The following is a 26890-nucleotide window of genomic DNA, read 5'->3' on the forward strand; positions in this document are numbered from 1 at the left end:
ATGTTTGGTGGAAAAGGTGGTTTGGGCAACTTGATGAAGCAAGCCCAGGAAATGCAAAAGAATATGCAAGCGGCGCAAGAAGAAATCGCGCAAATGGAAATTACCGGTGAAGCCGGTGGCGGGATGGTCAAAGTGGTCATGACGGGTAAGCACGAACTGGTTAAGGTGGACATTGACGACAGTTTGATGGACGACCGTGAAATGCTGGAAGACTTGTTTGCGGCGGCGGTTAACAGCGCGGCACGTCGTGTTGAGGAAGAAACGCAGGAGCGCATGTCGGGATTAACCGGTGGGATTGATTTGCCACCGGGCATGAAAATGCCGTTTTGACCAGGCCTGGTTGTTTTTTACGCTATTGACGGATAGGACAGCGCTAGATGCAAAGCCCTTTGATTAACGAATTGATTGAAGCCTTCAAATTGTTGCCGACCATCGGCCCCAAGTCGGCGCAGCGGATGGCCTACTATCTGTTGCAAAACAACCCAAACGGTGGCAAGCGATTGGCGGAGGCGATTGTCGAGGCCATCGATAAGGTCGGGCATTGTGACCAGTGTCGCAACTTTTCCGAAACCGACGTCTGCCGTATCTGCGCGTCGCCGGCGCGTAAACGTGATCAACTCTGTATTGTGGAAACGCCGACCGATGTGGTGGCGATTGAGCAGTCCGGCATTTACCAGGGACTGTATTTTGTTTTGATGGGGCATTTGTCGCCGATTGATGGCGTTGGGCCGGAAGACTTGGGGTTGCCTCTGCTGGAAGAGCGCTTGAAGGACGGCGAGGTCTCGGAATTGATTCTGGCCACTAATCCGACCGTGGAAGGCGAGGCGACCGCACATTATATCCATCAGATGGCAACCTCGATGCAGGTGCCGGTCACGCGTTTGGCGCAGGGCATTCCGTTGGGCGGCGAGTTGGAATATATCGACAGTGGAACGCTCAGTCAGGCCTTTGCCGGGCGCAAAGCGGTTTAGTGTGGCATGAATCGATAGTTATCTTTCACAGAATCTAAATGAAAAAACGGCCGGCATAGGTGAACTATGCCGGCCGTTTTTTTAGACGATTTGAATGGAGGTTACGCCATGAGGAATTCCAGCAGCGCTTTTTGAGCGTGTAACCGGTTTTCGGCTTCGTCCCAGACGACGCTGTCTTCGGCATCCATGACCTCGGCTGAGACTTCTTCGCCGCGGTGGGCCGGCAAACAATGCATGAACAGGGCGTCCGAATTGGCTTGCGCCATCAATTCGCTGTTGACCTGGTAATCCTTAAAGGCGCGCTCGCGCTTTTTCTGTTCTTCTTCCTGGCCCATGCTGGCCCAGACATCCGTGACCACCAAATCCACGTTTTCGGCCGCGTCCATCGGGTTGCGAATCAATTCCACTCGGTCTTGATTGGCGGCGACCAAATCGGCGTTCGGTTCGTAGTCTTCCGGGGTGGAAATGCGCAGTTTGAAGCCGTATTGTTTGGCGGCGTTAATGTAAGAGTGGCACATGTTGTTGCCGTCGCCAACCCACAATACGGTTTTGCCGGCAATGCTGCCGCGGTGCTCGTAATAGGTCTGCATGTCCGCCAATAATTGGCAAGGGTGGAAGTCGTCCGTCAGGGCGTTGATGACCGGCACTTGAGAATGCTCGGCCATTTTTTCCACGACGTCGTGCCCGAAGGTGCGAATCATGATGCCGTCGGCCATGCTGGAAATGACGCGTGCACTGTCTTCAATCGGCTCGCCGCGACCTAGTTGGGTGTCTTTGGGCGAAAGGAATAGGGCATGGCCGCCCAGTTGACTCATGCCGATTTCAAACGAGATGCGGGTACGGGTCGAGGATTTTTCGAAAATCATCGCCAGTGTTTGGTTTTTCAACGGCTCGAAAATCTCGCCCGACTTTTGCATTTTCTTCAACTCAACGGCGCGCAGTAGCAGTTGGTTCAGTTCCTCGGAAGAGAGGTCGTTTAAGGTTAAAAAATGTCTGATGCTCATAAGCTGTCTTCTTTCAGTTCTGGCAAGCGAATTAACCTTGCTGGGTGAATTGGTTGACGAGTTCGACGACGGTTTCAATCAATTGATCGGTTTGGTCGTTGGACATCACGAAAGCCGGCAGCAAACGGATGGTGTTGCCTTGCGTGACGTTGATCAGAACGCGTTTTTCCAGCGCCTGGGCGACCAGCTCGGCGCATGGCCGATCCAGCTCGATGCCGATCATGTAACCGAGGCCGCGAACGTCTTTAACCGCCGGGTTGTCGGACAGAGCGGATTGAAAACGCGTCAGGATTTCCTGGCCTTTATCGGCGACATGTTCGATGAAGTTATGGGTTCTCATGACCTTTAAAACGGCCAGGCCTGCTGCGCAGGCTAACGGGTTGCCACCGAAGGTGGTGCCGTGATTGCCGGGTTCCAGAATATTGGCGGCTTTTTGCCCGGCCAAGCAGGCACCGATTGGCAAACCGTTCCCCAGTGCCTTGGCCAGAGACATGACGTCCGGTTGGATGCCTTCGTGTTGGTGGGCGAACCATTTGCCGGTACGGCCGATACCGGTTTGAATTTCGTCCAGCATCATCAGCCAGCCGTTACGGTCGCAGATGGCGCGAATGGCTTTTAAATAACCTTTCGGCGGGATATTGACCCCGCCTTCACCCTGAATCGGTTCCACCAGAACGGCGACGACGTCCTGGTCGCCATTGTGGGCTTCCACGGCGTCGGCATCGCCGAATGGCACACGGACGAAGCCTTCCACAAGAGGGGCGAACCCTTCCTGAACTTTTTTGTTGCCGGTGGCCGACAAGGTGGCCAGTGTTCGACCGTGGAAACTGTTTTCCATGACGATGATTTTCGGCGCAGTAATTTGTTGCTGGTAGGCGTATTTGCGCGCGATTTTAATGGCGGTTTCATTTGCTTCGGCACCGGAGTTGCAGAAGAACACTTTTTCCATGCCGGAGATGTCGATCAATTCTTCCGCCAAGGCCGCTTGCTTTTCAATGCAATACAGATTGGAGGTGTGAATCAATTCACGGCTTTGGGCGCAAATCGTTTCGGTGATTTCCGGGTGGGCGTGTCCTAAGCTGCACACGGCGATGCCGCTGATGGCGTCCAGATAGTTTTGGCCGTTTTCGTCGTAAAGCCAAGCGCCTTTACCGGATTTAAAGCAAACCGGCAGTCTGGCATAGGTGTTCATTAAATGCGGTGATGTTTTCATTGTCGTTATTATTCTTTTCCAGCGTTTTCAATAAAAGGGTCTTTGAAAACAAAAAAGCAATCGCAAGACGAGCTTGGGATTGCTTTTTTGAATCGAATCGGGTTTTTATTTATAAATTCAAAAGAATGATTTTAATCATATGCTCCGTAATTTCAAGCAAAATTGTGGTGAAATTCCGCGGAAAGGACGGCACAAGTCTATGAAAGAGCTATAAATCGTGATGCTGAAAAATCCAATTTAGGATAAAATAATGCAAATTAGTCCCGAATAAAATCCATGTCGGTGCCGAGATGGAAGAACAAAAAAACAGATATAAGGAAATCTTGCAATGCAAACAATGAGTGATCGTGACGGCCTGATTTGGCTGGATGGTGAAATGGTTGATTGGCGGGAAGCGAAAACCCATGTCCTGACCCATACCTTACATTATGGAATGGGGGTGTTTGAGGGGGTGCGCGCCTATGAAGCCGAGCAGGGCACCGCCATTTTTCGCTTGGAAGCCCATACCGATCGCTTATTTAATTCGGCCAAAATCATGAACATGCCGATGCCGTTTTCCAAAGAGGAATTGAACGAAGCGCAGCGTGCCGCGGTGCGTGAAAACGATTTGAAATCCGCTTATATCCGTCCGATGGTGTTTTACGGTTCGGAAGGCATGGGGTTGCGCGCCGATAACCTGAAAGCGCACGTTGTGGTTGCGGCCTGGGAATGGGGCGCTTATATGGGTGAAGAAAACTTGAAAAAAGGCATTAAAATCGCCACATCTTCTTTCACGCGTCATCATGTTAACGTTACCATGACGAAGGCCAAGTCCAACGGTTCGTATATGAATTCGATGCTGGCCCTGCAGGAAGCGGTCAGTCACGGTTGTGACGAGGCGTTGTTGCTGGATACGGAAGGGTATGTTTCCGAAGGGTCCGGCGAGAACTTCTTTATGGTTCGCGACGGTGTGATTTACACGCCGGAATTGACCGCGGCATTGGACGGGATTACCCGTAAAACCATTATGCAGTTGGCAAAAGATGCCGGGTATGAAGTGCGTGAAAAACGCATTACGCGTGATGAAGTCTATATCGCCGATGAAGCTTTCTTTACCGGAACGGCGGCGGAAGTCACGCCGATTCGCGAGTTGGACAATCGAACCATCGGTCAAGGGTCTCGTGGGCCGGTGACCGAAATGCTGCAAACCAAATATTTCGATGTGGTCCACGGCCGGTCCGAAGCGCATTTGGATTGGTTGACGCCGGTCGCTTGATGAAATTGGAATTGGAAACGTAAGAGAAGATTTATGAGTAAACAAACCGTTATTGAAATCACATACGATGATTTGCCGCTGACGTGCCCGATGCGTGGTCAGGAGCAATGGAATTCCCACCCGAAGGTCATGTTGCCGATTGAAGAAACCGGCAAATCGAAATGTCCTTACTGTGGAACCGAGTATGTTCTGAAAGACTGGGATCCAAATCACAAAAGCCACTGATTGAATCGCTTTTGACCTATTTGAAAAACGACCAGGCCTGGTCGTTTTTTTATGTCTGAACGTCAGTAATAGCGTTTAACGTATATCTCTTTGTCAGGCATAAAAAAAGCCCGCTTTTGCGGGCTTTTTTGGGTTTCGGTTAATCTTGCGATTAACGAGAGTAGTACATGTCGAACTCGATTGGGTGAGTGGTTGCACGCATGCGTGTCACTTCTTCCATTTTCAGTTCGATGTAAGAGTCGATGGCTTCGTCTGTGAAGACGCCACCGGCTTTCAAGAACTCTCTGTCTTCGTCCAACGCCGCCAAGGCTTCTTCCAAAGACGCACAAACCGTGGTGTAAGTGGCTTCTTCTTCCGGTGGCAAATCGTACAGATCTTTCTCGGAAGGCTCGCCTGGATCGATCTGGTTCATGATACCGTCAAGGCCGGCCATCAAGGAAGCAGAGAACGCCAAGTATGGGTTAGCCGTTGCATCCGGGAAACGTAGCTCAACACGACGTGATCTTTCAGACGGCGCGTATGGGATACGGATGGAAGCAGAACGGTTAGAACCGGAGTAGGCCAATAGAATTGGCGCTTCGAAACCAGGGACCAAACGCTTATAAGAGTTAGTGCCCGGGTTAGTGAAGGCGTTCAAGGCACGAGCATGCTTGATCAAACCACCGATGTACCAAATGGCTTCTTGCGATAGACCGGAATAAACGTCACCTGCGAAAATGTTTTTGCCACCTTTCGACAAAGACATGTTGATGTGCATACCGGAACCGTTGTCACCGACGATTGGCTTAGGCATGAAAGTCGCTGTTTTACCCAAAGCGTTACAGGTGTTGTGTACTGCGTATTTCAGAATTTGCACTTCGTCGGCTTTTGCAGTCAAAGTGTTACCGGCTACCGCCAATTCACATTGTCCGCCTGCAGCCACTTCATGGTGGTGTGCTTCCAGTTTGAGGCCCATTGCTTCGGCCATGGCGCAGATGTCCGCACGCACTTCGTGCAATTGGTCAACTGGTGGTACTGGGAAGTAACCGCCTTTTACCTTAGGACGGTGACCGATGTTACCGTCTTCGTAAACTTTTTCAGAATCCCAAGCGGATTCGCCGGATTGCATCTTAACGAAGCAGCCGGACATGTCTGCGCCCCAACGAACGTCGTCAAAGATGAAGAATTCTGGTTCTGGACCGAAGAAAGCCGAGTCGGCGATGCCGGTAGAAGCCAGGTATGATTCCGCTTTTTTCGCGATGCCGCGAGGATCCTTTTCATAAGCTTCCATCGTGGAAGGCTCAACAATCATCATACGGATAATCAAAGTTGGATCATTGGTGAATGGGTCCATGAAGAAACCATCGGTTTGTGGCATCAAGATCATGTCCGAGTTGTTGATACCTTTCCAGCCTTGAATGGATGAACCGTCAAAAGTTTCACCGTCCGCAAAAAAGTCTTCATCCACTTTATCAGCCGGGATGGTGACATGTTGCTCTTTACCATGTGTGTCGGTAAAGCGAAGATCTACCCATTTAACGTCATTGTCTTTGATTAAATCAAAAATTTCTTGCGACATAAGTGTGTCCTTTTAGATTGTTGAAAAATGCGAAGTGGTTCTTGAAGCAAGTCAAGGATTTTCAGCGAGTGCTGAGTGGTCCGTCCTTGTTCTCGAATGCGCTAAAATCGCACGTTGAATTAAAAAAAATAAGTTTGAATGTGTGTTTGGTGCAACCGTTTAAAGCCCGGTAAATTCGCTGGAATCTACCGGATTTCATAAAATTTTGTCCTGTTGATAATAGCTGGAACCATGCCAGAATGCCAATATTTTTTTAAAGATTTTTAAGTCCTTGATAGACAAGAAAAAATACTCTCAATAAAAGTATTGTTGTTGTTCAAAGGCCAGTAACAAGGATGTTTTATTGGTGCAAGTTGGGTTGTTTTGGTGCATTTTAAACCAGGCGGTTGAAAATGGGAAGTCGTGAGTTTAAGCGGCTCTCAGATCAAATTCTTTGGGAGTTTAATCTTTCTGTCATATTGAAAAGCTATTATCTACACATCTTAAATCACTCCCTAGGAATTTTGGATGGATCAGTCAGCGCAGAAAGCATTAGAACAGGCTCTGAAAGGGCCTAAGTTTGAAAAGCGTATCAAACGCCGTAACCTTGTTGATAAGGGGTGGGCTTCCAGTATTTCAGTCGGTGGCGTCGGGGTTATTTTGTCGGTGCTGCTGATTATGTTCTTCCTTGTTTATGTGGTGGCGCCTTTGTTTATGCCGGCCAGTGTCAAGGAGCACGCTTCGTATGCGTTGCCGGGCGGCAGTCAGGAGAAGACGCTTTTTTACGGCATGGATGAATATAAGGAAACGGCGATGCGCATCACCGAATCCGGTAAGTTGATCGGGTTCAATGCCAATAATGGACAACTGCTGACCGAGTCCAGCTTGCCGTTGAATGGGGAGTCGATTACCAGTTTTGCGCGGGTGAAGGAGTCCGATAAATTGATTGCGTTCGGTTTGTCCGGTGGCGGGGTATTGCTCGCAAAATACGGTTATAAAGTGACCTACCCGGATAACGTTCGTAAAATCACGCCGGCCTTGACTTTTCCGTTCGGGCAGGAGCCATTGGTTGTGGCCGATCAACCCATTTCCAAAGTCGCGGCGCGCAGCAGCGATTCTCAGTTGGTGGTGGCCTATCAATTAGCGGGTCAGTCGCATGTGTTCGTCAAACAATACGACAAAGTCGAATCCATGTTGTCGGATGACGTGGCCCTTGAAGAATACGCTGAAGGCGAAGTGCCGAACAATATGCCGGTCGATTGGCTGATGATGGGCGGCAATATGCGTAATTTGTATCTGGTGTCCGAAGACGGTTCGACCTTGTATTATGATTTGTCGAATATTCGTGAGCCGGTTTTGTTGCAAAAAGTGAATATGGTCAATGGTGATGAGCACATTTCGTCATTACGTTTTTTGTTGGGTGAATATTCCTTGATGGTCGGGACGTCGAAAGGGCGTGTGTTGCAATGGTTCCCGGTACGAGACGAAAACAACAACTTCCAGTTGGAGTTTATTCGTGAGTTTGAAGTGGATAAGAAGCCTGTGAACTTCATCGCTATCGAACACAGTCGTAAAGGGTTTGTGACGCTGGACCGTTCCGATGAAATCAATTTGTACAACGCCACGGCGGAAAGACATTTGGCCTCGGTGGACTTGAAAACCGGGTTGAATTTCATTTTGATGGCGGAACGCGGAAACGGCGCTTTGCTGGAAACCGCTGACGGCCAGATGGTCAATTACGACATTAAAAACGAACACCCGGATGTCTCTTTCTCCAGTTTGTGGGGGAAAGTCTGGTATGAGGGCTACGAAGAGCCAAGCTATACCTGGCAGTCTTCGTCCGCCAGTGCCGACTTCGAGCCGAAATTCTCCATGGTGCCGTTGACGTTCGGTACCATCAAAGCGGCTTTGTATTCGATGTTATTTGCCGTGCCGATTGCCGTTTTGGCGGCGATTTACACCGCCTTCTTTATGGACAACAAAACCCGCCAATACATCAAGCCAACCATTGAGCTGATTGAAGCTCTGCCAACGGTTATTCTCGGTTTCTTAGCCGGGTTGTGGCTGGCACCGTATATGGAAGCCCATTTGGCCGGCTTCTTTGCCATCTTACTGGTGGTGCCCATCGGCATCCTTTTATTCGGTTTTGGCTGGTCTCGTCTGCCGGAACCGGTGCGTTTGTTGATTCCAACCGGCAGACGGGCTGTGTTGATGCTGCCGGTGGTGGTTTTTCTCGGTTGGTTTGCCCTGTCGTTGAGCTCACCAATCGAAAACCTGTTCTTCCACGGTGATATGCGTCACTGGTTAACGTCCAGTGCCGGCATCGATTTTGACCAGCGTAATGCCTTGGTCATCGGGTTTGCGATGGGCTTCGCTTTGATCCCAACCATTTTCTCGGTGGCGGAAGACGCCATCTACAACGTGCCGAGTTACTTGGTGAACGGTTCTCTGGCGTTGGGCGCCAGCGGGTGGCAGACATTGGTCGGTGTGGTCTTGCCGACGGCCAGTCCGGGAATCTTTTCGGCCATCATGCTCGGTTTCGGGCGCGGCATCGGGGAAACGATGATCGTATTGATGGCCTCCGGCAACACGCCGCTGATGGATGTGAACATCTTCCAGGGGATGCGTACTCTGTCGGCCAACTTGGCGGTGGAAATGCCGGAAGCGGAACTGTACAGTTCGCATTATCGAGTGCTGTTCCTGTCCGGTCTGATTCTGTTTATCTTCACGTTTGTTTTCAATACGCTCGCAGAAGTGGTGCGCGAACGCATGCGCCGTAAGTATGGCTCACTATAAAGGATATTGACATGAAAGAATGGTTCAAAAAAGGCGAACATTGGGTTTGGTTTAGTGCGTCGACTGTCAGTATCAGTGTGGTGTTGGTCGTTGGCTTGTTGTTGATGATTTCGTTCCGAGGCCTGGTGCATTTCTGGCCGCATTCGGTGTATGAATACGAAGTGAAAACCGATAACGGCAAACTGGAGCAAGTGGTCGGTGAATTGCATGAAGTCAAAAGCAAGGAATTCAAAGACCCGAAAGCCGAAGACGGCATTGTCCGCATTCCGCAGTACCTATTGAAAGTCGGTAACCGTGACGTTTACGGCATTGATTTCCGCTGGATTAATTCGGCGAACATCATCGGTCGCCAGGACATTCTCGATGACGGCGTCACGGTGGTGGAGCGTTACGAATGGGGGAATGTCTACGGCCATTTGGAATACATTAAGCAGGACGGCAAAATCGTCGCACGTGGCGATAATGTGTTGCCGATGATGCAGCAGCTGGTGGACAGTGGTCTGGATCTACACAACCAAATCCGATACATCGAAAAAGTCATTATCGGTGGTATTAACTATAAATTAGAGCAACTGCGTTTGAATGAAAAGCGGCTTGAGACCGACGGTGAATACACTGCCGAGAAACAAGCCGAGTTCGAGGCCGAGCGCACCACGCTGAAACAAGAATTCAGTGATCAGCAAGATACGTTGAAGGTGTTGTATCGCCAGTCCAATAATCTGGGTGAAGTTACGTTGCAAATTGCGGGAAATAAATTCATTCATGTTCCGTTGAAATCCATTGTACGTTTCTGGCAGCCAAACAACATGACGTTTGGCGAGCAGGTTGGTTTCTTCTTCACGTCCATCGGACACTTCTTGATTGACGATCCGCGTGAAGCGAACACCGAAGGCGGGGTTTTCCCGGCCATCGTCGGGACGGTAACGATGGTGATCCTGATGGCGATTTTTGTGACGCCGATGGGGGTGATTGCCGCCGTCTATATGAGCGAATACGCCAAAGACGGCATTTTATTGCGGACGGTACGAATTTCCATCAACAACCTGGCGGGGGTGCCGTCCATCGTGTTCGGTATCTTCGGTCTCGGGTTCTTCGTTTACATCATCGGGGGCAGTATCGACGAACTCTTCTACAGTTACGCCTTGCCGAGTCCGACCTTCGGTACGCCGGCGTTGCTGTGGGCTTCTTTGACGATGGCGTTATTGACCCTGCCGGTGGTGATCGTTTCGACTCAGGAAGGCTTGTCCCGTATTCCGCGTGCCTTGCGTGAGGGTGGTCTGGCGCTGGGTGCGACCAAGTCCGAAACCATTATGAAAATTGTCCTGCCGATGTCGATGCCGGCGATTATGACCGGTCTGATTCTGGCCGTGGCGCGTGCCGCCGGGGAAGTGGCACCGTTGATGTTGGTCGGTGTGGTGAAATTGGCGCCGGAACTGCCAATCGATTTGAACGCACCGTTTATTCACTTGGACCGTAAGTTCATGCACCTTGGTTTCCATATCTACGACGTCGGTTTCCAAAGCCCGAACGTTGAAGCGTCTCAGCCGTTGGTCTATGCCACCTCTTTGTTGTTGGTGTTGATCATCATCGGTTTGAACCTCGGAGCGATCACGATCCGTAATAAGCTGAGAGAGAAGTACAAGGCTCTGGATAATTAATGACCAGGCCTGGTGGATTATTGCAATAGAATTTTAGAATAGGAATGTTGTTATGACTGAACAGAATATGAATATTTCGATTGATCGTGATCATCGTGGTATGCACTTGGACAACGAAAAAATGGCGATTGAGGTCAAGGATTGGAACCTGTTTTACGGTTCCAAACAAGCCTTGCAGAACATCAATATGAAACTGCCGCAAAACCGTGTGACGGCGTTTATCGGGCCGTCGGGTTGCGGGAAGTCCACCTTGTTGCGCTGCTTCAACCGCATGAACGATTTGATTGACATCGTGCGCGTGGAAGGGGAGATGCTTTTGCACGGGGACGACATGTACAGTAAGCACATGGATGTGGCGGCGCTGCGTCGTCGTGTGGGCATGGTGTTCCAAAAGCCGAACCCTTTCCCGAAATCGATTTATGAAAACGTCTGTTACGGTTTGCGTCTGCAAGGCATCAGCGATAAGAACGTGCTGGATGAAACGGTGGAATGGGCCTTGAAAGGCGCCGGACTTTGGGAAGAAGTCAAAGACCGTTTGGACGAGAATGCTTTGGGCATGTCGGGTGGTCAGCAACAGCGTTTGTGTATCGCGCGTGCCATCGCCATCAAGCCGGAAGTTTTGTTGTTGGACGAACCGACATCGGCACTGGATCCGATTTCCACTTTGGCCATCGAAGAATTGATTTTCGAGCTGAAAAAGGACTTCACGATTTTGATCGTCACGCACAACATGCAGCAGGCAGCTCGTGTGTCCGATTACACCGCATTCATGTACATGGGAGACTTGATCGAATACACCGATACCGACTCTCTGTTCACGAATCCGCAAGTCAAACGTACCGAAGATTACATTTCCGGTCGTTACGGTTAAGTTGAGAGCTTTACACGAGATGGGTACACGGCTAAAAATAGCTAAAATCTTCCTGAATGTCGTTGAAAAACTCGTTAATAGCTAGCTATTAACTTCGTTTTCCGCCTGATTCAGAAAAATTTTATCTCATTTTTTCCTCGCGTCCCACTCGTGCAAAGCTCTCAATGTTGAGTATTGAGTTATAGTTATAAGAACAGTCAGGAGAGTCATCACATGGAAAAACAAGAATTCAGCTCACACATTTCGGAAATGCTGAACCGTAATCTGGAAGATTTGTTCAACCACATTCTGGAAATGGGCGGCATGGTCGAGCGCCAGTTTGAAACGGCGTTGGTCGCTTTGGGCAGTGGCGATACCGAAAAAGCGGTGGAAATCATCGCCTTCGACAAAGCAATTAATAAAGCGGAAATGGAAATCGACCGTTTGTGCGCGAAAGTATTGGCGCGCCAACAACCGACGGCTTCCGATTTGCGTTTGATCATTGCCGCGATTCGCATCGCCATCGATCTGGAGCGTATGGGCGACGAAATCGTCAAGATCGCGAAAATGGTCATCGTGTTCGGAAAAGAGCACCAAGTGAAGTGCGCTGAATTGCCGGGCTACGTTGAATTGATGGACATTTCCACGCGCTCCAACGCCATGCTGAAAACTGCGCTGGATTCTTTTGCTCGCGTTTCCACCGAAGGGGCTGGTAAAATCATTCAGGAAGAAGAATTGATCGACGACATTTTCGCCGATGCCATGGCGGATTTGAAAACCTCTCTGAAAGAGATGCCGGATCAAGTAGAATGTCTGATGGAAATGATCATCGCATTGCGCGCTTCCGAGCGTGTATCGGATCATGCCAGAAACATTGTGGAAAGCATCATCTACCTGGTTCAAGGGATGGATATGCGTAACCTAGACAGCGAACGCTTAAACGAGTTCTTGAGCGAGCTGGAATCTTAACGGGAAAGATTTATGACAGAGCAATGCATTTTAGTGGTCGAAGATGAAGCCGCCATTCGCGATATGTTGAATTTCACGTTAACAGCGGCGAATTATAAGGTCATCGAAGCCCCGAATGCAGAGCAAGGCTGGAAACTGTTGTTGGAACACCAGCCGGACTGCGTGTTATTGGATTGGATGTTGCCGGGCGTGTCGGGTGTTTCGCTGGCTCAGCGTATTCGTCAGAACGACCAGACCGCCGGCATTCCGATTATCATGCTGACGGCCCGTGGTGAGGAAAACGACCAGGTGCAGGGTTTTGATGCGGGTGCCGACGATTACGTCGTCAAACCCTTTTCGCCGCGAGCCTTGGTGGCACGGGTCAAGGCCTTGCTGCGACGTCAATCCCCCGAAAAGAATGCGCTGGACGTGGTGCGTTCCGGCGATTTGAAGCTGGATTTATCCAGTTACCGTTTTACAGTCAATGACCAAGAAGTTAAACTTGGGCCAACAGAGTTCAAGTTGATGCATTTCTTCATGACGCATTCCAACCGTGTTTATACCCGTGTCCAGTTGCTGGACCAGGTGTGGGGGGAGAATGTCGTGGTCGAAGAGAGAACCGTCGATGTTCACATTCGGCGTCTCAGAAAACTATTGGAGCCCGTCGGGGCAGCCGATACGATTCAAACCGTAAGAGGTGCTGGCTATCGTTTCTCTGTTGAATAAGAGGAAAACGATTCAGTGTCAAAAGGAATTACGCGGGAACTCACCTGGGTCATCACCAGTGTGTGGCTCGCCCTGTTCATCGCATGGATGACCGATTGGTGGATGGCCACCTTTTTCGGTTATTTGCTGTTCTATATCGCCCGTCAATTGTACAGTATCTATCGCTTCGAACTTTGGATGAAGGGCACGCCTAATGTGTCTTATCCACCTGGCTCCGGTCTGTGGGGCGAGTTAGGGTATCTGGTCTCACGCAAACAGCGTTCGCTGGAAAAGCACGCCGACTTACAGTTTTACAAATCCGAGCAATTCCTGGCCGCGTCCATGACGATTCCGGACGCCATTATCTCGCTGAATGAATCCAATCAAATTGAATGGTTTAACAATTCCGCCAAAAAGCTGTTCAAGCTGAAACACAGTGATACCCATCGTAAAATCGAAAATCTGCTGCGGCACCCGGATTTCATTCAGTACCTCAAGTCGGGGCGTTATGAAAAATCGGTGATTTTATCTTCACTCAACGGGATTCCTCGGGTGTTCAATCTGAAATTATTCCCGTATTTTCAGGAACATAAGCTGCTGATCGTCAAGGACATTCACGAGCTTTACAATCTGGCGCAAATCCGCCGTGATTTCATTGCCAATGCGTCACATGAACTGCGTACGCCGCTGACCGTATTGAACGGTTACATCGAAGTGATGATGGACGGCCAAGAACCGGATTCCATGTGGGTGAAGCCGTTGGAACAGATGCACAACCAATCCGAACGGATGCAGTCCATCATCAACGATTTGCTGACGCTTTCGGCCATGGAATCGGAAACGCTGGTCGGTAAGGAGAAAACCGTTCCGATTGCTCCCATCCTCAAAAAAATGGAACAGGACGCCACTCAGATGAGCCAAGGAAAACACAGTTTTAGGTTTGAGTTGGACGAGAGTCTGGCGTTGAAAGGTTACGAAGAACCGCTGAAGAGTGTGTTGATGAACCTGATTTCCAACGCCATCCGTTATACGCCGGAAGGCGGGCAAATCACCGTGCGCTGGTACGAAGACGCAAAAGGGCCGCACTTTCAGGTGGACGACACCGGCATCGGGATTTCGCAGGAACACATCAGTCGCCTGACCGAACGTTTTTATCGTGTCGATACGGCACGTTCACGCGACACCGGTGGCACCGGTTTGGGGTTGGCCATCGTCAAGCACATCCTGGAACGTCATGATGCCAAGTTGGTGATTAAAAGCCAGTTGGGTAAAGGGTCAAGCTTCCGGTGCGATTTTCCGCGCAGCAAGGCCGTGCATTAAACGACGGATGTCATCAGGGTTGCGATGACTCTGGATAGTAGGGAATGACCAGGCCTGGCGGAAATGAAAATAGCCAGGCCTGGTTAAAATGAATGATGTCTTGACGAATCGGAAGACCGATTACAGCCATTGGGTTATGGCAGCATCATACCGCGGATCGTGAAGTAAATCATCGCCGCCAGAATGCCGGAAACCGGGACGGTGATGACCCACGCGGCGACGATTTTCAAGAAGGCCGAACGTTTGACCAGCTCTTTCTGATACACCTTATTCAAGGATTTACGTTCTTTCTTGGTCAATTCCACTTCCGCTTTATGCTGCTTTAGTTCCGCCAGCATGATTTTCTTCTCCTGAATGCTGGCTTTTCCGAAACGCTCGATGTATTGCTCGATTTCCGCCTGATTGGCGCCTTCGTGGTGGTCACGAATCTGCTGCAGGGTTTTGGCGTAGTTGCGCTTCAGGTATTCACGCAGGAAGCCGACACCGAAAATCCCGCCCACGGCAATGTGAGTGGAACTGACCGGCAAGCCCAGCTGAGACGCGATGATGACGGTAATGGCCGCGGCCATCGCAATCGAGAAGGCACGCATTTGATCCAGTTCGGTGATTTCGGAACCGACGGTTTTAATCAGTTTCGGCCCGAACAACAGTAGCCCTAAACTGATGCCGATGGCACCAATCAACATGACCCACAATGGAATTTCAGCTTTGGTGGAGACCTGATGGCTCTGCACCGCATCGTTAATGGCAGCCAAAGGCCCGACGGCGTTGGCGACGTCATTGGCACCGTGCGCGAAGCTCAATAGCGCGGCGGCGAAAATCAACGGAATGGTGAAAAGAGCGTTGACACTGGCTTTGCTGCTTTTCAAGCCATTGGCTTGGCGGGCAATCATCGGGCGGACGCTTAAGTACACCATGAAGGCGATGGCGAGACCGACCAGTGACGCGGTTAAAAAGTCCGCGTGCCAGATTTTTTTCAGGCCTTTCAGAATCAAATAGGTCGAGAAAGCCCAGGCCATGACGGAAATCAGAATCGGCACCGTCCTTTTTGCCGCGGCGAGCATGTCGTCCTGATAGGTGATGCTGCGTTTGATCCAGAGCAGGAACATGGCCGCGATCAACCCCCCGATGACCGGTGAGATAATCCAGCTGGCGGCAATGGCGCCCATTTTGTCCCAGTTGGCGATTTCCCAACCGGTGGCGGCGATGCCGGCGCCGAGAACGCCGCCCACAATGGAGTGGGTGGTGGACACCGGCGCGCCCATGGCCGTGGCCAGGTTCAGCCAAATCGCTCCGGACAGGAGGGCGGCGATCATCAGCCAGACAAAGGTATCGCCGTTCTCAATCAGAGCGGGGTCGATAATGCCTTTTTTAATGGTGCTGATGACGTCGCCACCGGCAATCAAGGCCCCGGCGGATTCGAAGACGGCGGCGATGATGATGGCGCCGGTCAAGGTTAAGGCTTTCGAGCCGACGGCGGGGCCAACGTTGTTGGCCACGTCATTGGCGCCGATGTTCATCGCCATGTAACCGCCGATCATGGCGGCAATGACCAATTCGACACTGACCGTTCCGGTGCCCAGTTGCAAATTGGCGGAGAAAAGCATGATGAGGATAATGAAGAGCAGGGCCGATCCGAAGCGGAACATTTCCTTCCGACTTTTGCTGGTGGCGTCTTCGATGTCATTAATGTCCCGAAATTCCATGGAATGTCTCTCTGTTTCACTGTTTGATTTTGAGCGATTCTGACAAGCGGGAATTGTATAAAAAATTACGTGAGGATTGGGATAATGTGACAAATATATTGCAATATTTTTGATGTGTGTTTTGTTTACGGGGCTGGAAAGGCCCGATTGACGGTGTCATATAACTGTCATTTTTGTTTCATTTGGATGTTACGCCAGCCCGTCATAATCCTTCCTGTCTATAAAGATAAATACTTTCTATTTTTTAGGAGAAGAAGTAATGAAACGCAATCTACTAATTGCAATGGGTCTTGCTACCGCTGTGGTTTCTAACTCTGTTTATGCCGCTGGTGTGGATTCTGCTATTCCAGACTACAAAAAAGTTTCCGGTGTTTCCGGTAACCTGTCTTCTGTTGGTTCCGATACTTTGGCGAACTTGATGACGCTTTGGGCGGAAGAATTCAAGCGTACTTATCCTAACGTCAACATTCAGATTCAAGCGGCCGGTTCTTCAACGGCTCCTCCAGCGTTGACTGAGTCAACTTCTAACATCGGTCCTATGAGCCGTAAAATGAAGTCTAAAGAAACGGCCATGTTCGAAAAGAAACACGGTTATAAGCCTACTGCAATCGGTGTTGCAATCGATGCGCTAGCGGTTTACGTCAACAAAGACAACCCAATCAAAGGTTTGGCGATTCCTCAAGTGGATGCCATCTTCTCTTCAACTCGTAAGTGTGGCGCGAAAAACGACGTGACAACTTGGGGTGGTGTTGGTCTGACAGGTGAGTGGAAAGACAAGTCTATCCAGCTTTACGGACGTAACTCTGTTTCCGGTACTTACGGTTACTTCAAGAAGAAAGCGCTTTGTAAAGGTGACTACAAGTCTTCTGTGAACGAGCAACCAGGTTCAGCTTCCGTTGTTCAATCCGTTACTTCTTCTTTGAACGGCATCGGTTATTCCGGTATCGGTTACAAAACAGCCGGTGTTAAAGCGGTTCCGCTTTCTAAGAAAGACGACGGTAAATTCGTCGCGGCGACACCTGAGAATGCTTTGAACGGCACTTATCCTTTGGCGCGTGTGCTTTACGTTTACGTCAACAAAGCGCCTAACAAGCCGCTTGAGCCAGTTGTGAAAGAATTCTTGAACTTGGTTCTTTCTCAAAAAGGTCAACAAGACGTAGTGAAAGACGGTTACATTCCTCTACCAGCGAACATGGTTGAGAAATACCGCGCGATCATCAACAAGTAATTGTTGGTTATCCTTGTCAAAAAGCCCTCTTCGGAGGGCTTTTTTCGTTTGAGATGAAACCACCTTAACCGGTGGCTTTTTATGTTTGTTTAGTCGACTTTAGCCAATCGCATTAAACCAGTTCGATTTCAATGTCCGATAAGGGAATCACGCTGCACGTCAAGATATAGCCGCTGTCGGTTTCATAGACCGGATCCTGAATTTCTTCCACATCACCGGAAACCAAGCGCACTTCACAGGCACCGCAGTTGCCACCGCGACAGCTGTAGGGCATATCAAATCCGGCTTCGTCCAATGCGTCCAGTAATGAAAACTGGCCGTCAAATTCACATTCTCCTTGTCCTGATACTTTAATTTTCGGCATGGTTTTGACCTTTGTTAAGCGTGTTAAAAGTTTTATTTTAACAATTCAAATCCCATCCTTTGCAGTAAAATAGCCTCAATTTATAAACTTGGTTTATTCGGTTAATCATTTATTTTAATGGAAGGGTGATTATGACGTGGACAGCGTTTCAGTCTAAATTTCAACACATTCGCGACAACAAAGTGTTCGAGTTGTTTGTCATTTCCGTGATTATCCTCTCGTCGCTGTTGATTGGCGTGCGCACTTACAATCTGCCGGAGACGGCGATTACATTCCTGTGGGTCATGGATTATGGCGTGACGGTGTTTTTCTTGATTGAAATCCTGATTCGGATGGCGGCGGAAGACCGTTTGAAGGATTTCTTCAAGAAGGGCTGGAATATCTTTGATTTCACCATTGTAGTGGTGAGTTTGATTCCGTTGGACGATTCCGAGTATGCCTTGATTGCGCGGATGCTGCGTTTGTTCCGGGTCATGCGTTTGATTTCATTCATTCCGGAACTACGGGTGCTGGTCAGCGCTTTGATTACCGCCTTGCCGCGCATGGGCTATGTGGCGTTGTTGATGTTCATTATTTTCTATTTGTATGCCGTTATCGGTAATCTGATGTTTGCCGACATCAATCCGAAACTGTGGGGCGACTTGGGGATTTCCCTGTTGACCCTGTTCCGGGTCGCCACCTTTGAGGACTGGACGGATGTGATGTACGAAACCATGGCGGTGTACAGTTTAAGTTGGATTTATTATCTGACGTTCATTTTCTTCTCGGCATTCGTTTTCCTGAACATGATGATCGGGATCGTCGTAGAAGTGCTGGACGAAGAGCATAAAAAAATGCTGGCCGAGGAAGAGGAAGTCGTGCATCAACAGGAGCAGGCGTATCAGGATAAGCTGGAAGGCGAAATCGCAGCCTTACACGAAAAATTGGATCGGTTGCTGGCAGAGCGCAGTGAGGTTCGCTCTTAAAGCAAACGATGGCTGATTATAAAATAAATTTATCATTAGATAAAAGTTGATATAGGACAAGTTTGTATATAAGCTACTTCTTATATATACATAAAAACGCTAACTAGAACTTATTATCGCTCAAACCGTGTGGCGAGGAACACGGTGCGGGCGCTTTCCAGCCGTTAAGGGGATAAGCCGTTAACGTTGGAAAGTTATCTCAATAAGGAGTTAGCCATGAAACCGTTTCCGTTCCAGATATTACACATCCTCGCGCCGCTGGGTGCGGCCGGGATGACCGCCTCGTTCTTTTTTGTCGTCAATTACATGACCGCCCATCCGGGCAATGCGTTTATCGATTTCAATACGTTACTCGCCCATCATTTCGGTAAAACCGATGCATTGAATCTGTTGATTCAAACCTACATCGGCGGCATTGTTTTGTCCGCTTTCTTGCATTTCTTTTTACTGTTCCGGTGGTTCAGGGGATTCAATCGTTTTCGACAGAGTGCCGAATACACCGCCCTAAAAGCGTCCAATAAGGAAGTGCAGTTAATGGCGATTCCCTTGACGCTTACCATGACCATGAATGTATTGTTTATTCTCGGTGCCTTGTTTATTCCGGGCTTATTTGATCCAGTGACTTGGATGGGGATGCAAGCACAGCTGATTGATTTTTTGTTTGTTGGTGCCGGGGTGTATTTCATTGCCATGTTGGTCTTGGCGTTGAAAATCTTTTCGGTGTATTGGTTGCGCTTGGTGCATGGCAATTTGGATTTCAGTGAAAACGCCAACCTGTCGCAATTGATTGCCATTTTTTCGTTTGCGATGATTGCGGTGGGGTTGGGCGCCTTAGGGTTTTCCAAAGTGCCGTGGATTGCCTTGGTCGGCATGAGTTTGTCGTACATTGTGCTGGGGATGACGGCGATTCTGGCCGGTATCAAATTGGTGTTGGGCTTTAAATCCATGTTCAAGCAAGGCATTTCGGCCGCAACCTCAGTGACATTGTTGCTGCCGGTGGTGATTATCGGCATGTTCGTGGTGGGCTTATACCGTGCGGACATTGCCAATATGCATGCCTTGCAGTTGGAGCGTAATGTCAATTACCATTTGCTGGTGTTCACGGTCGGGGCGGGCATTTCGGTGTTGGTCGGTTTGTTCGGACTGATGGTGATGAAACGCAGCGGCTTTTTCAAGCAGATGGCTGAAAATCGTTCGGATGCGTCATCCTTTGCCATGGTGTGTCCGGGGTTTGGTTTTGAAGTGCAGTTGGTGCTGTGGTTGAATATCGGTTTGGTGTATTCAGGCCTGGTGGAATTCGGCAGTTCCGGTTATTTTGCCTTGTGGGTGCCGCTGATTCTGGTGCAATTAACCACCATTTATTTTCTGTTGCGCTTGCTGCGTATGCACCGCTTTCTCAAGTTTGAACAGGCCTCAACCGCCAAGCCTTCTGGCTTTATGGTAATGCGCTGAGCAGAGGGAGAGCATCTGTTAAAACAGGGCACACTTAAAATGCAAAAAAGCACCTGAAAAGGTGCTTTTTGCTATTGGCTGGTAGGTCCGTGGTGGATTACCAGACCAGCAGTTTATAGCCTTCTTCCTGCAGTTCCATCAAGGCCGCGGCCCCCACTTCGGAATATTCCGCAAACGGGCGCATGTCCTTGTCGGTCCAATGCAGCGTGTTCATGGTGTTCCCACAGGCAATCCAACGCACATTGTAGTCTTTGGCGAAGCTGGCTACACGCTCGTAGGTCAGTGGTTCCACTTCGCGTTGCGGTTTTTTCGCCAACACATGGATGCCTGGGCCAATCGCGACCACCGCGATGTCCACATTATCGCCGTAGCGTTTAATCATCGCCTGGATGGAATTCAAAATGCTGTGTTGGTAGGCCGGGTCGGCTTTGTTCCACATATAAACGGCATGGTGTTCGGCCGGGTCGCCCGGAAAACGGTCAGACGGCGGGTCCTGCAGTTCCGGCACCGGCTTCAGTTTACCGTCGTTTCCGGCGGAACCGTCTGCGGAGGCCTGCGCGCCCAACGCCAAGCACATCAGCAAGGCAAAAGGGATGAGTCGGTTGAGTTGCGTGTTTAATCGCATAGTGATCTCCTGATTCAATTCGAAAACCATTATACTCTTCATGATTCGGACAATCTGAAAGAGATATTTTATAGAGGATTATAAGTTGAGCTTACAGACACAAATTGAAAACAAAGTGAAAGCCGCGTTTGATGTCACCTTTATGCAACTGGAAAATGAAAGCCACATGCATTCCGGCCCGGCGGACGAATCGCATTTCAAATTGACCTTGGTGGCGGCCGAGTTCGATGGCTTGTCGAAAGTCAAACGTCATCAGGCGGTGTACAAAGCGCTGAGCGATGAGATGCCGCAATTTCATGCGCTGGCCTTGCATACGTTCAGCCCGGCGGAATGGGAAGCCCGCCCGGACGTGGCAGATTCGCCGCTTTGCAAGGGCGGCAGCAAAGCGTAAAAATCGCCAGGCCTGGCCGTTTTCAGGGTTTCGCGTTAGGCGGCTTTGGCCGGTTTTTGGGTAATGAGCTGTTCAATCAGCGGTTGCACGCGTTGGAGTATGGCCGGCTGGGCTTGAGCGTTTGGGTGTAGGCCATCGTCTTGCGCCATATCCGGGTCCATCACCACCGTTTCCAAGAAAAACGGGTCAAAGAGCAGTTGGTTGCGTTCGGCGACTTGCTGAAAAGTCTTTTGCAGTAACGCATCGTAGGCCGGGCCGTAATTGGTGGGCAGACGAATGCCAAGCAGCAACACCTCGGCACCGGCTTGGCGGCTCATGTCCACCATCTGTTGCAGGTTGCGTTCGGTGGTTTGCAACACCTGGCCGCGCAAGGCATCGTTGGCCCCCAGTTCCAGAATCACCCAATCCGGTTGATGTTGTTTCAGTAAGGCGGGTAAGCGGCTTTTGCCGCCAGAGGTGGTTTCGCCGCTGATGCTGGCGTTCACCACTTGAATGTTTCGGTTTTTTAAATCCTGTGTCAGCAGCGCCACCCAACCTTTTTCCACCGGCATACCGTAGGCGGCACTCAAACTGTCGCCCAAGACCAGAAGCGTCGGTTCTGTGGGGGCGGGTTTTGCTTTGGGTTTTTCCTCGGCTTGCGTTACACTTGAGTAACCAAACAGAACGGTCAACGTCACCGTCAGAAACAAAAGAGAGCGAAGATGAAAGAAGAAGCCGTTTTGTGCTTGAAGGACGTGCATTACCATGTCTCGTCTGATGATGAAGAGTTATCTATCATAAAGGGCTGCGATTTGTCTGTCCAGCCGGGCGAAAAGCTGTCGATTGTCGGTCGCTCCGGTTCGGGAAAATCCACCTTGTTGTCGTTGATGGCCGGGCTGGAATTGCCGACCGGCGGCGAGGTGCGCTTGTTCGGTCAGGCCCTGAATCACCTCGACGAAGACCGTCGCGCGCAGTTACGGGCCTTGCAGGTAGGATTTGTTTTTCAGAATTTCCAGTTGATGCCGAGCATGACGGCATTGGAAAATGTGCTGATGCCGCTGGAGTTGTTTCAAGTCAGTGATGCTGATGACAAAGCCTTACAGGCCTTGGATAAAGTCGGGCTGGGGCATCGTTTGTCGCACCGGCCGTCGGAACTCTCCGGCGGCGAGCAGCAGCGAGTGGCGCTGGCAAGAGCCTTTGTCACCGAACCGAAAATTCTGTTTGCCGACGAACCCACCGGTAACCTTGACGAAACCACCGCAGAACAGGTTCAGCACTTGCTGTTTCAACTGAATGACGAACTGCACACCACCCTCGTGCTGGTAACACACGACTCCGATTTTGCCCGCCAGTGTGATCGGGCGCTGACCTTGCATAACGGACGGTTACAAGCGGTATGAAAGGTTACTGGCAAGATGCTTGGACAGCTTCGCTGTGGTTTTGGCGCGGACTGAAACGCGGCGATTGGGTATGGTTATTGTTGGCGGTGGTGATTGCCAGCGCCTCGGTGACGTTTGTGGAGCAGCTCGGTAAAACCGTGAAGGATTCCATGTTGCGCCAAGCCGCCAATGACTTGGGTGCGGATTATGTGTTGCGCAGTTCCCGGACGATTGACGACCAGTGGACAACCTTGGCCGGCGAACTGGATTTGCAAACCGCGCAAACCGAAACGCTGGTGACCATGGCCTTGAGTGGAGGACGTTTCCAGTTGGTGCGCCTCAAAGGGGTATCGTCAAATTATCCGTTACGCAATTATCAAAACCGTTTTCCGGCTGTAATGCCATCGGATAAAACCTCTGAACAGCGAAGTGTCTGGGTGGAGTCGGCGTTGATTCCGTTAATGCAATTGCAAGACGACAGCACTATTACGCTGGGGAAAACCGAATTTGCCTTGGGCGGTACCTTCCAGCCGTTGGGCGCGGCCGGAGGCATGGGCGCCTTTTCGCACCAAATGGTGATTCCGCTGGCGGATATGGCCGCCACGGAATTGAAAGGGCCGGGCAGTCGTGTCGAATACGAATTGGCCTTGATTGGAACACCGAACGCGATTGAGCGTTTTGCCGAGGCCGTGGACGCGGAACAGAATCCGCATCTTCAAAGTTTATCCGCGCAAGCGCCATCGCAGGATTTGGCGCAATCGCTGGACACGGCCTGGCTGTTTTTGGAGTTGTCGGCCTTGTCCGCTGTGTTGGTGGCGGGCTTATCGATTCTGATTGCCAGCCGTTTTTATTTGCAGCGTTGGCAAAATTCCATCGCCCTGATGCGGGCCTTCGGCGCGCAACGCGCTCAGATGACCCGTTTGTTCGCGTTTCAGCTGAGCTGGCTGGCGATTATCGCCAGCGGTGTTGGTGTGGCGCTGGGGGCCGGTTTGTTTCAAGCCAGTTTGCCGTTGCTGTGGGATTACTTCGATCCGCTGGTGCCGGCGTATCAACCGTCGATTTATGTGCATGGCTTTTTGATGGGCTTTTTGGTGTTGTGGAGTTTTGCCTGGCAGGCCTATCGCCATGCGGTCAGCACCTCGCCGATGCAGTTGTTGAAGAATTTATCGCGTCAGCCGCAAATGCGCCAATGGCTGGTCAGCCTGGGGTTGATTCTGCTGGTGGTGATGTTGATGACCGGCTATGTCTGGTGGGTGCTGGTCGGGCTGGTGGCGGCCGGTGTCGTATTGTATCTGGCTGCTTTGGGGTTGTTGCGCTTTGTCGGTTGGTTGCAACGCCGCAGCCGCGGCTGGCTTAAACTGTCGTTGGCGGCTTTGTTGCGCGAGCCAGGCCTGGTGAAAATTCAGTTAATCTCAATGGGGCTGGTTTTGTTCGTATTGATGTTGATGACTTTTGTGCGCCATGATTTGATGGCCAATTGGCAGGCGTCTTTACCGGCCAATACGCCGGATACCTTTATCGTCAACGTGCAACCGGATCAAAAAGACACGGTGCAAACCGTGTTGAAAGGGGATGGCATTGAAACCAACTTAGTGCCGATGGCGCGAGGGCGCTTGGTCGCAGTGAACGACGAACCGATTCGTGCCCAGGAACAGGAATCCAACCGTGCCAGACGCCTGCTGGAACGGGAATCGAATATCGCCGTGCTGGAAACGCCACCGGCTTACAATGAAATGCTGGCGGAAAGTGAACCGAAACACGGTTTGCCGCAGGTATCGCTGGAAGAAGGCATGGCCGAATTGTTCGGGTTGCAGTTGAACGATGTGCTGACTTTCAGTTTCAGCGGACAGGATTGGCGTTATGAAGTGACCTCGATTCGCAAGGTGCAGTGGCAGAGTTTCCGTTTGAATTTCTTTTTCATTGTGCAACCGGAGGCCGATCGGTTGCTGCCGATTTCCTATATCGGTAACTTTGCGCTGGCAGACCGTTCGGTGGACGTCAATGCGCTGACCCAGCAATTGGCACAACAAGCGCCGGGCGTGTTGCTGATTGATGCCCGGCGCATTCTGACTCAGGTGCAAACCATTATGTCGCAAGCCAGTTGGGCGGTGTCCGGGCTGTATGGCTTTACCTTGCTGGCGAGTTTGATTGTCTTGTTCACCGCCACCATGGCCAGCCAACAAACACGGGTGCAAAGCTGGTTGCTGTTGCGGACCCTGGGGGCGACACAACGCGACATCACCAAAATCGGTTTGATGGAGTTTATTCTGCTCGGTGCCTTGGCCGGGTTACTGGCGGCCACCTTTGCTCAACTCGCCGGTTTGGCGGTCAATCAATTCGTGCTGGAAGTGTCACCGGAATGGAACCCGGAATTGTGGGTGATCAGTGTGGTGAGCGGGGCGATGATTCTGTGGCTGATTGGCTGGCTGACGCAAAAACGTTATTTACGTTTATCGCCGCGCCGAATGGCGCAAAAGTGGTCGGATTGATTTCAGCGTAAGCCCGCGTCGAATGCGGCCAGAAAGCGAGCACAAGGTGCTTGATTAAAATCCGAATCACTTTATAATGTGCGATTCAATGGTCTCGGGGCATGGCTCAGTCTGGTAGAGCACCGTCATGGGGTGGCGGGGGTCGCAGGTTCAAATCCTGCTGTCCCGACCAATTTTCTTCGCGCCGTCCGGCGTATCAATCACTCGTTGTATTCAATTCAGAATGTCTTCCCATTTACGCATGGCTTCCTGGCAAGCAGAATCGGTGGCGACGCAGACTTTATTGCGCCCTGTTTGTTTGGCTTGGTAGAGCGCTACATCGGCTTGTTTTAACACCTTTTTCATATCCTCGGCGGTTTCCGGCCAGTGGGCGACGCCCAGAGAAATGGTAATGGTGCCTACGGTTTTCAATGGCGCCTCCGACATGGTTTTCCGTAATCGTTCGGCTACTTGCACGGCGTATTCCAACGGTGTGTAAGGCAATAACATCAAAAATTCTTCGCCGCCGGTGCGGCTTAACACGTCTTGATTGCGGGAGCATTCTCGCATCTGTTCGGTGACGGCTTGAATGACCTGATCGCCGACATCGTGCCCGTGAGCATCGTTGACGGCCTTGAAGAGATCGATGTCCAGCGAGATGACGGAAAAAGGAATGTTTTCAAGTTGCCAGGTTTCAAGCTGTTGTTGCAAGCCGCGACGATTCAGGATGCGGGTGAGCGGGTCGGTCAGGGATTCGGTTTTCAAGGCGTGGATGTGCTGGTGGACACTGCCGAATCCTTTCAACAGGGCAGTTTTCAGCTCGTCAGCTTCGTAATACCAGGTTTTAATCAGTTTGACCTCGGATTCGGTTTCCGGGGTTTCCGGGTGTTCGGCTTGTTGCGCCAAGTGCCAGAGCGGCTTGGAAATGCGCCCGGCAAACAGCCAGATAATCAGGCCGGTAACGAGAAGAATCGGTAGGGAGTGCCAAAGGACACTGAGCATTTGTTTGTCCAGCGTGGCGAGCGTGGCTTGCAATGGGCGTTGCGAGACGACTCCCCAGCCGGAAATGCCGACCGGCGAATAACCTGCCAGCATATTGATGCCTTGGCTGTTGATGATTTTTTGATGGCCGGTTTGCCCATCCAGCACCGTTTCGATGGCCGGGTTGTCGAGTACCTTTTCGCCGATGCGCGTTTTGTCCGGGTGGACGATAAGGCGATGTTTCGCGTCGACGACGTAGAGGTAGGTCTCGTCCTGATAGCTTTGGTCGCTCAGCAGTCGGTGCAGAATGCTGCGGTCGTGTAAATTGATGAGCCCGCCGATAAAGCCGTCATAATGGCCCGCTTCATCGATAATCGGCTGGGAAACCAGAATGAAATATTGACCTTGGTTTAAACGAAACGGTGAGCTGATTCGGGTTTGCTGCTGTGTTAAGGCTTCCTGAATCGGCGCGTCTTTCAGGATGACATCGGCTTTGAAGGATTCGGGAGCGGCCACGGCTTGCAGTTGGCCGTTTGCATTGACGCGCACCACGGCATTGAAACTGTCTGATTGGCGTAACAAGCGTTCGGTTTCCAGTTGCGAAAGCGACGGGTTCTGCGGGGCTTGTGCAATGGCTTGGCTGCTCCAGTTCAGTTCGCTCATGACTAAATTGAGGTGCATGGCGGTGCTGCGCGCCAGTTTGGTGGCGTAGGCTTCATTGGCGTGTAAGGTGCCGTCGATGAGAAGGTTTTTCTGCACCTTGTAAGTGGCGTAAAGCGCATTGACTAGGGTCAGAATGACGCTGACGGTGGCCAGAGAGAGAATAAGGCGTCGTAAATCGATTCGGTTAAGCTGCATGTTTTTTGTATT

At 50.7% G+C, this 26890-nt stretch carries 24 protein-coding genes and 1 tRNA gene; 17 read left to right on the top strand and 8 right to left on the bottom strand.

The window, feature by feature from the left end:
• Together EPV75_RS03270 and recR are read left to right on the top strand one after the other, a co-directional pair.
• Entirely contained in the window at positions 1 to 330 is a 330-nt protein-coding gene (locus EPV75_RS03270) for a YbaB/EbfC family nucleoid-associated protein (protein ID WP_029939814.1), read from the top strand.
• A gap of 47 nt (positions 331 to 377) precedes the next feature.
• A complete protein-coding gene (recR, locus tag EPV75_RS03275; RefSeq protein ID WP_128384456.1) occupies positions 378 to 971 on the top strand; it encodes a recombination mediator RecR in 594 nt (197 codons plus the stop codon).
• Positions 972 to 1072: 101 nt separating this feature from the next.
• Here recR and argF read toward each other — a convergent pair whose 3' ends face one another.
• Both argF and EPV75_RS03285 read right to left on the bottom strand, forming a co-directional pair.
• Positions 1073 to 1975, bottom strand: a complete 903-nt coding sequence (gene argF, locus EPV75_RS03280; protein ID WP_192894027.1) for an ornithine carbamoyltransferase — start codon at positions 1973 to 1975, stop codon at positions 1073 to 1075.
• 31 nt (positions 1976 to 2006) lie between these two features.
• The gene (locus EPV75_RS03285) at positions 2007 to 3188 is read right to left on the bottom strand and encodes an acetylornithine transaminase (protein WP_128384457.1); all 1182 of its coding nucleotides are present in this window, start codon (positions 3186 to 3188) and stop codon (positions 2007 to 2009) included.
• A gap of 328 nt (positions 3189 to 3516) precedes the next feature.
• On the opposite strand from EPV75_RS03285, the gene EPV75_RS03290 reads away from it, so the two are divergent.
• Together EPV75_RS03290 and EPV75_RS03295 are read left to right on the top strand one after the other, a co-directional pair.
• The gene (locus EPV75_RS03290; protein WP_127120072.1) at positions 3517 to 4443 is read left to right on the top strand and encodes a branched-chain amino acid transaminase; all 927 of its coding nucleotides are present in this window, start codon (positions 3517 to 3519) and stop codon (positions 4441 to 4443) included.
• Positions 4444 to 4476: 33 nt separating this feature from the next.
• Positions 4477 to 4668, top strand: a complete 192-nt coding sequence (locus EPV75_RS03295; RefSeq protein ID WP_029939819.1) for a zinc-finger domain-containing protein — start codon at positions 4477 to 4479, stop codon at positions 4666 to 4668.
• Between the two features lie 151 nt (positions 4669 to 4819).
• Here EPV75_RS03295 and glnA read toward each other — a convergent pair whose 3' ends face one another.
• Entirely contained in the window at positions 4820 to 6226 is a 1407-nt protein-coding gene (glnA, locus tag EPV75_RS03300; protein WP_128384458.1) for a type I glutamate--ammonia ligase, read from the bottom strand.
• Positions 6227 to 6733: 507 nt separating this feature from the next.
• On the opposite strand from glnA, the gene EPV75_RS03305 reads away from it, so the two are divergent.
• The 6 genes from EPV75_RS03305 (at position 6734) to phoR (ending at position 14482) form a co-directional block, all read left to right on the top strand.
• A complete protein-coding gene (locus EPV75_RS03305) occupies positions 6734 to 9001 on the top strand; it encodes an ABC transporter permease subunit (protein WP_128384459.1) in 2268 nt (755 codons plus the stop codon).
• An 11-nt stretch (positions 9002 to 9012) separates the two neighbouring features.
• Positions 9013 to 10659, top strand: a complete 1647-nt coding sequence (pstA, locus tag EPV75_RS03310) for a phosphate ABC transporter permease PstA (protein ID WP_029939822.1) — start codon at positions 9013 to 9015, stop codon at positions 10657 to 10659.
• Positions 10660 to 10711: 52 nt separating this feature from the next.
• Positions 10712 to 11530, top strand: coding sequence for a phosphate ABC transporter ATP-binding protein PstB (gene pstB, locus EPV75_RS03315; protein WP_029939823.1), 819 nt, complete (start codon positions 10712 to 10714; stop codon positions 11528 to 11530).
• Positions 11531 to 11743: 213 nt separating this feature from the next.
• Complete coding sequence (phoU, locus tag EPV75_RS03320) at positions 11744 to 12478, top strand: phosphate signaling complex protein PhoU (protein WP_029939824.1); 735 nt, start codon at positions 11744 to 11746, stop codon at positions 12476 to 12478.
• Between the two features lie 12 nt (positions 12479 to 12490).
• Complete coding sequence (gene phoB / locus EPV75_RS03325) at positions 12491 to 13183, top strand: phosphate regulon transcriptional regulator PhoB (protein ID WP_029939825.1); 693 nt, start codon at positions 12491 to 12493, stop codon at positions 13181 to 13183.
• Between the two features lie 15 nt (positions 13184 to 13198).
• Complete coding sequence (gene phoR / locus EPV75_RS03330) at positions 13199 to 14482, top strand: phosphate regulon sensor histidine kinase PhoR (RefSeq protein ID WP_128384460.1); 1284 nt, start codon at positions 13199 to 13201, stop codon at positions 14480 to 14482.
• A 134-nt stretch (positions 14483 to 14616) separates the two neighbouring features.
• On the opposite strand, the gene EPV75_RS03335 is transcribed toward phoR, so the two are convergent.
• Positions 14617 to 16188, bottom strand: a complete 1572-nt coding sequence (locus tag EPV75_RS03335) for an inorganic phosphate transporter (RefSeq protein WP_029939827.1) — start codon at positions 16186 to 16188, stop codon at positions 14617 to 14619.
• Between the two features lie 259 nt (positions 16189 to 16447).
• On the opposite strand from EPV75_RS03335, the gene EPV75_RS03340 reads away from it, so the two are divergent.
• Positions 16448 to 17416: a PstS family phosphate ABC transporter substrate-binding protein gene (locus EPV75_RS03340; RefSeq protein WP_127120068.1), complete on the top strand. Its 969-nt coding sequence runs from the start codon at positions 16448 to 16450 to the stop codon at positions 17414 to 17416.
• Positions 17417 to 17528: 112 nt separating this feature from the next.
• Here EPV75_RS03340 and EPV75_RS03345 read toward each other — a convergent pair whose 3' ends face one another.
• Entirely contained in the window at positions 17529 to 17780 is a 252-nt protein-coding gene (locus EPV75_RS03345) for a 2Fe-2S iron-sulfur cluster-binding protein (protein WP_029939829.1), read from the bottom strand.
• Positions 17781 to 17911: 131 nt separating this feature from the next.
• Between EPV75_RS03345 and EPV75_RS03350 the strand changes: the two genes are divergently transcribed.
• Positions 17912 to 18745 (top strand): ion transporter, encoded by an 834-nt coding sequence (locus EPV75_RS03350; protein WP_128384461.1) that lies wholly within the window; start codon positions 17912 to 17914, stop codon positions 18743 to 18745.
• A gap of 216 nt (positions 18746 to 18961) precedes the next feature.
• Positions 18962 to 20197: a TsoY family (seleno)protein gene (locus EPV75_RS03355; protein ID WP_128384462.1), complete on the top strand. Its 1236-nt coding sequence runs from the start codon at positions 18962 to 18964 to the stop codon at positions 20195 to 20197.
• A gap of 97 nt (positions 20198 to 20294) precedes the next feature.
• Here the strand turns inward: EPV75_RS03355 and EPV75_RS03360 are convergent, their stop codons facing one another.
• Complete coding sequence (locus EPV75_RS03360) at positions 20295 to 20822, bottom strand: DsrE family protein (RefSeq protein WP_225972382.1); 528 nt, start codon at positions 20820 to 20822, stop codon at positions 20295 to 20297.
• A gap of 85 nt (positions 20823 to 20907) precedes the next feature.
• Between EPV75_RS03360 and EPV75_RS03365 the strand changes: the two genes are divergently transcribed.
• A complete protein-coding gene (locus EPV75_RS03365; protein WP_128384463.1) occupies positions 20908 to 21213 on the top strand; it encodes a BolA family protein in 306 nt (101 codons plus the stop codon).
• A gap of 35 nt (positions 21214 to 21248) precedes the next feature.
• On the opposite strand, the gene EPV75_RS03370 is transcribed toward EPV75_RS03365, so the two are convergent.
• Positions 21249 to 21953 carry an arylesterase gene (locus tag EPV75_RS03370; protein ID WP_128384464.1) on the bottom strand — a complete coding sequence of 235 codons (705 nt, stop codon included), beginning with the start codon at positions 21951 to 21953 and terminating at the stop codon, positions 21249 to 21251.
• On the opposite strand from EPV75_RS03370, the gene EPV75_RS03375 reads away from it, so the two are divergent.
• The 3 genes from EPV75_RS03375 to EPV75_RS03385 all read left to right on the top strand — a co-directional run bounded on the left by EPV75_RS03375 (position 21915) and on the right by EPV75_RS03385 (position 25232).
• Positions 21915 to 22592: an ABC transporter ATP-binding protein gene (locus EPV75_RS03375; RefSeq protein WP_128384465.1), complete on the top strand. Its 678-nt coding sequence runs from the start codon at positions 21915 to 21917 to the stop codon at positions 22590 to 22592. The two genes, EPV75_RS03370 and EPV75_RS03375, sit on opposite strands and share 39 nt — an antisense overlap.
• A complete protein-coding gene (locus tag EPV75_RS03380; RefSeq protein WP_128384466.1) occupies positions 22589 to 25060 on the top strand; it encodes an ABC transporter permease in 2472 nt (823 codons plus the stop codon). The genes EPV75_RS03375 and EPV75_RS03380 overlap by 4 nt, the downstream gene beginning before the upstream one ends.
• A gap of 95 nt (positions 25061 to 25155) precedes the next feature.
• Positions 25156 to 25232 (top strand) — tRNA-Pro (locus EPV75_RS03385).
• 41 nt (positions 25233 to 25273) lie between these two features.
• Here the strand turns inward: EPV75_RS03385 and EPV75_RS03390 are convergent.
• A complete protein-coding gene (locus EPV75_RS03390) occupies positions 25274 to 26878 on the bottom strand; it encodes a sensor domain-containing diguanylate cyclase (protein WP_128384467.1) in 1605 nt (534 codons plus the stop codon).
• Positions 26879 to 26890 lie beyond the last annotated feature (12 nt).

Source organism: Hydrogenovibrio thermophilus, from assembly GCF_004028275.1.
Taxonomy (GTDB): domain Bacteria; phylum Pseudomonadota; class Gammaproteobacteria; order Thiomicrospirales; family Thiomicrospiraceae; genus Hydrogenovibrio; species Hydrogenovibrio thermophilus.